7 protein-coding genes are annotated in these 6,675 nt (G+C 51.0%); 2 read left to right on the forward strand and 5 right to left on the reverse strand.

All coding sequences use genetic code 11. The features are described 5' to 3' along the window. A partial coding sequence (locus P8O70_15530; GenBank protein ID MDG2198254.1) for a prepilin-type N-terminal cleavage/methylation domain-containing protein occupies positions 1–395 on the reverse strand: 395 nt, incomplete at its 3' end. Beyond that, a complete protein-coding gene (locus tag P8O70_15535) occupies positions 376–1,773 on the reverse strand; it encodes an undecaprenyl-phosphate glucose phosphotransferase (GenBank protein ID MDG2198255.1) in 1,398 nt (465 codons plus the stop codon). The genes P8O70_15535 and P8O70_15530, both read right to left, overlap by 20 nt. 31 nt (positions 1,774–1,804) lie before the next feature. On the opposite strand from P8O70_15535, the gene P8O70_15540 reads away from it, so the two are divergent. Together P8O70_15540 and P8O70_15545 are read left to right on the forward strand one after the other, a co-directional pair. Further along, positions 1,805–2,854 (forward strand): hypothetical protein, encoded by a 1,050-nt coding sequence (locus tag P8O70_15540; GenBank protein MDG2198256.1) that lies wholly within the window; start codon positions 1,805–1,807, stop codon positions 2,852–2,854. A 101-nt stretch (positions 2,855–2,955) separates the two neighbouring features. Next, a complete protein-coding gene (locus tag P8O70_15545; GenBank protein MDG2198257.1) occupies positions 2,956–3,099 on the forward strand; it encodes a hypothetical protein in 144 nt (47 codons plus the stop codon). Positions 3,100–3,390: 291 nt separating this feature from the next. Here the strand turns inward: P8O70_15545 and katG are convergent, their stop codons facing one another. The 3 genes from katG to P8O70_15560 all read right to left on the reverse strand — a co-directional run. Next, positions 3,391–5,595, reverse strand: coding sequence for a catalase/peroxidase HPI (katG, locus tag P8O70_15550; protein ID MDG2198258.1), 2,205 nt, complete (start codon positions 5,593–5,595; stop codon positions 3,391–3,393). A 101-nt stretch (positions 5,596–5,696) separates the two neighbouring features. Then, positions 5,697–6,149 carry a Fur family transcriptional regulator gene (locus tag P8O70_15555; protein ID MDG2198259.1) on the reverse strand — a complete coding sequence of 151 codons (453 nt, stop codon included), beginning with the start codon at positions 6,147–6,149 and terminating at the stop codon, positions 5,697–5,699. A 328-nt stretch (positions 6,150–6,477) separates the two neighbouring features. Then, positions 6,478–6,675 (reverse strand): UDP-N-acetylmuramoyl-tripeptide--D-alanyl-D-alanine ligase (locus P8O70_15560; GenBank protein ID MDG2198260.1); only part of this gene is annotated, 198 nt, incomplete at its 5' end.

A 6,675-nucleotide genomic window follows, 5' to 3' on the forward strand; every position in this document is an offset into this window, starting at 1 on the left:
GTACTTGGCGTGTCCAATCCTCCAACTGTAGGGTCAGTTCCTCCGACAGCAAAGCCACTAGCACTGAAAGACGGCCAGCAAGTGGTAGTAACCGATATGCCTTCCGGTAGTACTTCCCAAAGTTGCTCCGCTTGCCATCGAGAGGATTGTTTGCTCTCCAACCAGACTTCCTGCTGCTCCAGTTGTACACGATAGGAACGCAGGTTACGCAGAGCTCGAATTTGTGCTTCTTCAAGAGCGCTCTGCAGATAACTAGTAGCGGTATCAAGGTGGGATTGGGCAACAAGTGGGGAAAGGGAAACGATGCCAAGACCAAGAAGGGTGCCCAGCAACGCTAACGCCAGTAGCAGTTCAATCAGGGTGAATCCTTCTCGCTCAGTAGGCGTTCGGATCAACAAAGCCCCTGAAGATGGTGAGGAAGAGAATCTTGATGTCAAACCAGAGTGACCATCGCTCGATGTAATAAAGATCGAATTCGATGCGTTTTTCCAGGGAAGTGTTGCCGCGCCAGCCATTGATCTGTGCCCAACCGGTAATGCCAGCCTTGACCTTGTGCCGCAGCATGTAATCTGGGATCTGTTTTTTAAACTGCTCAATGAAGACCGGCCTCTCTGGACGGGGACCAACCAGGCTCATCTCACCTCGCAGTACATTGAAGAGCTGGGGTAGTTCATCAAGACTGACTTTGCGGATGAATCGTCCGATGGGAGTGCAACGATCATCATCCTTACTGGCCCAGACGGCTCCGGTACGTTGCTCGGCGTCCAAGCGCATCGAACGGAATTTCAAGGCATTGAAGGTTCGGCCATCCAGGCCCATTCGTTCCTGACGATAGAAGATGGGGCCGGCTGAACTCAGACAGACTAGCCCAGCGATCAGTAACATGATGGGCCCAAAGATCAGCAGTGCAGCAGCAGCACCTACCATATCCAGTCCGCGCTTGAGCAGTCGGTTCCAACCGAATAGAGGACTGCGTACAATGGTTACGACAGGCATCCCCTCAAAATTTTCTGTCTCGGTGTGTAATGTGCGAAAGCTACCAAGATCGGGAACAATGTGCAGATCTACCCAGAGTTCAGCAAACTGTTCTTTCAATTGGGGTAGATACGTTTGCTCTGTAGGCGAGAGAGCGAGAAAGACTTGATCAATCTCCTGTCGCTGAATACGTTGCACCAGTTCCTCTAGGTCATTGAACTGTGGCAGGCTAGTGGGTAGGCTTGTTCCAGATTGCAGACTCAGCACCCCCTTCAGGAGAATTCCGGTTCGTTGATAGCCAGCCAGTCGTTGGGCAAAGTTCAGGGCGGTCTCACCGGAGCCAATCACAGCAATTTTCCGGAGGTGGTAGCCATGCCGATGCAACCACTTCATGCTCTTGCGGGCCAGGTAACGAGAGAGCACCAGCAAAAGGAGCAGGAATACCAGGAAATAGAGTGTATGTACGCGAGAGTAGGAGAATTCCCGGTAGTAGAAGGCAACTCCGATCAAAGTGAGGAACAAATATAACCCTCCACGAAGCAGGTAGAGGAAATCCTGGCGGGGACGAATGAAGGACTGGGTGCGATAGACGTTAGCTAGAGAAAAGGTGAGTGCCGTCAACAGAGCTGCAGCAAAAGCAGCCTTGAGGTATTCGACATGATCCGGAATGTAGTCAGCAGTGGGCCAGTTCAGCCAGAAAAAACGAGCTCGATAGGCAAACTCCCAGGCCAGAAAAGCCAGCACGACATCCAGTCCTCGCAGGGCCCCAAGTAGGACCTGATTGTGAGTTTTCAGCACAGACGTAACTTGAAATAACAGGAATGAGTAAATGAAGACGGCCGACTTCCATCCGGCACGAGTTCAGACATTGGTCTTTGATCTTGATAGTCTGACAGGTGAATTCAGTCAGGAACAGTGGGAAAATTTTCGTGAACTCCTACGGGTACTGCAGGAGCGTGATTTTCACTTGGTGTTACTGGGAGAAGAAATCTTTCCCAACGACTGGCAGCAATTCTCAGGAATTTCCATTGTTTCTGGATCCCCCGAAAACAGTGGTCGTCGCAATCCTCAATTGGGCCAAGCCGATCATTTCTGGGTCACGGATCGCTCCAATCTTCACGCTTGGTTACAGGATCAGTCTGCTCATTTCGCCAGTCGGCAACAGGTCCTTGTTCCCAACGGGTTCTATTGTCCTCGTATTGAAGACCTGCTGCAAATTTTTCATCCCAGCCGCAACACGACACTAGAGATAGCGGAACAACTACTGAAAAGCAAACAGGAGGCCCCCAGCAAGCCACTATTGGTCGGCATTAGTGGCCCAGATGACAGTGGACATGCATATTTTGTGGGAGAATTGCTGGAAGCTCTGGAAGAACAGGGTGTATTGGTTGGTGGTTTTGATTTGCTGGAACTACTGAGCCCTGAGCATAAGAATTCAACGGCAGCCGATTATTGGCGAGCGCCCCAGGAACGAGACTGGATTCTTGATACACTGCTGCGTCCTTATGCCGCTGGGGAGACTGTGACTGTGATTGATGAACCCGATTTTCTACAGGGATGCGAAACCTCATCATACCCGCTGTTTTGGGCTCCAGAGATGGTTGTATTGCTCTGGGGAACGACGATTTTTGTGCCTGGAATACAGGAACTACTGGATACAAAGATCGTACTGGATCTTACTCCCAAGGCGGCAGCGGCACGATTATTCGAACTAGATGAGCGTAGTGATTTCAATCCAGATTTCGTGGAGACCTATCTCAAGGGGGAAGGAAGACTCTATGGTGAATACTTGGAAGCCAATCAAATTCAGCAGCAAGCAGACTTTCTCGTGCAGTTCGATAATTTCCATGCATTCAAGTTGAAGAGTGGCTCCAAGTAGTTGTGATGCACGAGCTGAGACACTATTTTACAACAATGAAGGATGGCAAATAGGCAGGGTATGAATCTATTGGATTTCAACCGGTGCTGAAGGAGAGAACGATGGTTCTGACGGTGTTTCGCTCAAGATTGCGCCCAGAAGCTCAAGCGGAGTACGGAGAATTGGCCCCACAGATGTCAAAGTTGGCAAGGTCAATGCCGGGTTACAAATCCTACAAGGCCTTTGTTGCTGAGGATTGGGAGTGACTAACGCTGGTTGAATTTGAAGACGATGCTACCCAATTTGATTGGGCCAGCCATCCAGAGCATCGTGCTGCCCAAAAGTGTGGACGATCTGTTTTTTTACAGTGAATACTCATTGCAAATTTGTGAAGTGAAACGAGAATCTCGATTTTCTGCAAACTAAGAGGATCACTGACGTAGTGAGATTTCAGACTAGTAGGGCTTGTGTCGGGAAGGTTGGCCTGCCGAGCAAGCCCGACAGGCCGTGTAGAGATGGGATCAATCAACGTAAGGTTGACCGATCCGTCAGCAGGATTAGATTTCGAAGCGGTCGAGGTTCATCACCTTATTCCAGGCAGCCACAAAATCCTTCACGAATTTCTCCTTGGAGTCGTTCTGAGCATAGACCTCAGCGATTGCTCGAAGTTGTGAATGAGAACCAAATATCAGATCTACACGGGTACCCGTCCACTTTAGATCACCGCTTGTGCGATCACGACCTTCGAAGACTTCCTCTTCCTCAGAATTTGCCTTCCATTCTGTACTCATGTCCAGCAGATTGACGAAGAAGTCTGTGGACAATACACCGGGTCGATCAGTGAAGACACCGTGTTTTGACTGATTATGATTGGCATCCAGAACACGCATGCCACCGACCAGTGCTGTCATTTCTGGAGCAGTCAGGGTCATGAGTTGGGCCTTGTCCACCAGGAATTCTTCCGTAGACACGGTGAAGGCAGCCTTCTGATAGTTACGGAAGCCATCTGCTTGGGACTCCAGCACTGCAAAAGAATCAGCATCAGTTTGCTCCGCTGTTGCATCAGTGCGACCAGCAGTGAAAGGCACTTCGATGTTGTGTCCACCGGCTTTGACAGCTTGCTCAACTGCAGCACAACCACCAAGCACGATCAGGTCAGCTATGGAGACCTTCTTGCCACCACCAGCGGAAGCATTGAAGGTTTCCTGAACACCACCCAATGCCTGGAGTACTTTGGCCAGTTGCTCTGGTTGGTTAGCATCCCATTCCTTCTGAGGAGCCAGACGGATGCGAGCACCATTGGCACCACCACGCTTGTCTGAATTACGGAAGGTGGTCGCAGAACACCAAGCAGTCCCGACAAGTTCTGAGGTAGATAGACCGGTTGCCAGGATGCTGGCCTTGAGTTGAGCGATGTCACTGGCATCAACCAACGTGTGGTCAACAGCTGGAACGGGGTCTTGCCAAACCAGATTTTCTTCAGGAACTTCTGATCCCAGGTAGCGCACCTTGGGGCCCATGTCACGGTGAGTCAGCTTGAACCAAGCACGGGCGAAAGCATCAGCAAACTCGTCTGGATTGTCACGGAAGCGCAGTGAGATCTTCTCATAGATTGGATCCATGCGCATGGCCATGTCTGCCGTGGTCATCATGGGTCGATGCTTTTTGGAAGGATCATGAGCATCTGGGGCCATATCTTCATCAGCAACGTCTTTGGCCAGCCACTGCCAGGCACCTGCTGGGCTCTTGGTCAGTTCCCAATCATACTTGAAGAGCGTGGTGAAGTAGCCATTGTCCCACTGAATCGGATTTGGGGTCCAGGCACCTTCGATACCACTGGTGATTGTGTCACCGGCTTTACCGCTGCCGTGCTTGCTGGTCCAACCAAGGCCTTGCTCGGCGATCGAGGCACCTTCTGGCTCAGGACCAACCAGTGCAGCATCACCGGCACCGTGGCATTTACCGAAGGTATGACCACCAGCGACCAGTGCAACAGTCTCTTCATCATTCATCGCCATACGTGCAAAGGTCTCACGAATGTCACCACCGGAGGCAACCGGATCAGGCTCACCGTTTGGTCCTTGTGGATTGACGTAGATCAGGCCCATCTGTACGGCTGCCAGTGGATTCTCCAGTTCACGCTCACTTTTGTAGCGCTTGTCGGCTAGCCACTCAGTCTCTGTTCCCCAGTAGATGTCTTCTTCTGGTTCCCAAACATCGGCACGTCCACCACCGAAGCCAAAAGTCTTGAAGCCCATAGATTCCATGGCACAGTTGCCAGCGAGGACCATCAAGTCAGCCCAAGAGATCTGGTTGCCATATTTCTGCTTGACTGGCCACAGCAGGCGTCGAGCCTTATCAAGGTTGGTGTTATCTGGCCAGCTATTAAGTGGGGCGAAGCGCTGTTGTCCAGCTCCAGCTCCCCCACGACCATCAGCGATACGGTAGGTACCTGCGCTGTGCCAAGCCATGCGTACCATGAAAGGACCATAGTGTCCGTAGTCGGCTGGCCACCAATCCTGAGAATCAGTCATCAGGTCATAGAGATCTTGCTTCAGTGCCTTGAGGTCCAGCTTTGTGAACTCTTCAGCATAGTCGAAGCCTTCACCCATCGGATCAGACAGGTTTGAGTGGTAGTGCAGCATTTCGAGATTCAGCTGATTCGGCCACCAGTCTCTATTCTTTGTGCCTTTGGACTCTCCTCCACTAAAGACACTTCCGCTGAAGGCACCGCCGCTGAATGGGCATTTGCTTTCGCTCATAATCGTCTCCGTTGTTCTTATGGTTATAGTTCATGGACAGGATTTAAGATCCTGCCGTTGGCTGACGTCTTGGGGGGGCTTCCCCTTCTGTCGCTCTTTGTTTACTGGGGTAGCGCTTTGCTGTCCTTGATCTTGCTTGGCTCAGCGAGACAGTCCGAACAGTGTCCCCAGTAGATGACCTCTGCTTCGTCGATTTCGTAGCCCATGCTTTCGCTGGGACTCAGGCAAGGAGCAAAACCGACCGCACAGTCGATATCGACCATGTGGTTGCAGGATCGGCAAACTAGGTGATGGTGATTGTCGCCCACACGATCTTCGTAGCGGGCTGGAGATCCAGCAGGTTGAATACGCCGAACCAATCTTCGTTCGACCAAGATACCTAAAGCATCGTACACAGCCTGTTTGGAAATGACACCCAATTCTGCTCTGACTACCTCAGCAACACCATCTGCCGTGATGTGAGGCTGGCCTGACACCGCCCTCAGGACAGCGATGCGTTGAACCGTTACCTGCACATCGTGTTGACGGAGCAGATCCGCCAGTTCAGTAGCCAATGGTACTCCTCGGTTTAGATGGGAAGAGAAATAGAATTCCTCAGTGGTGGGAATGTGTAATCCCCTGCATCGGAATCATCTTGGGGTCAATTTGACCTGCAGATGTACTGACTGTTTGATGGAACCACTAGCTGAAATTGCTGCCTAGTCTCAGAAGCAAAAACAGCGGGGACCACTGATGCAGTTGTTCCGGACAAATCAAAATTACAAGTTAGGTCTTATTTTGGACTAAGTCAAGAATCTTACCAATTTTGAACAATGCAACGTAAAAATTCTATGGGGAGATTACAAGATTGGATTCTACGGCTAAATTGAAATGGCAGGTCGTTTATTCGGGCAGGATTCTTTCCATTCGTGCGGAGCGGGAACCTTTGACGAGGATCACATCATTGGGTTGGAGAGTCTGCTGTAGAAGAGGAAGCAGATCACCTGGTTCTTCCATAACGTGTACCAGACGTTGGGTGGTTGCTTGCCAGCCCTCTGCTAGGTTTGAGGCATAGGGGCCACAGGTGAAGAGGGCTGAGAC

Source organism: SAR324 cluster bacterium (assembly GCA_029245725.1).
Classification (GTDB): Bacteria; SAR324; SAR324; order SAR324; family NAC60-12; genus JCVI-SCAAA005.

Coding starts and splice junctions, on each gene's coding strand:
- P8O70_15540 (MDG2198256.1), top strand. CDS start 1,805: ATGAAGACGGCCGACTTCCATCCGGCACGAGTTCAGACATTGGTCTTT.
- P8O70_15545 (MDG2198257.1), top strand. CDS start 2,956: ATGGTTCTGACGGTGTTTCGCTCAAGATTGCGCCCAGAAGCTCAAGCG.
- katG (MDG2198258.1), bottom strand. CDS start 5,595: ATGAGCGAAAGCAAATGCCCATTCAGCGGCGGTGCCTTCAGCGGAAGT.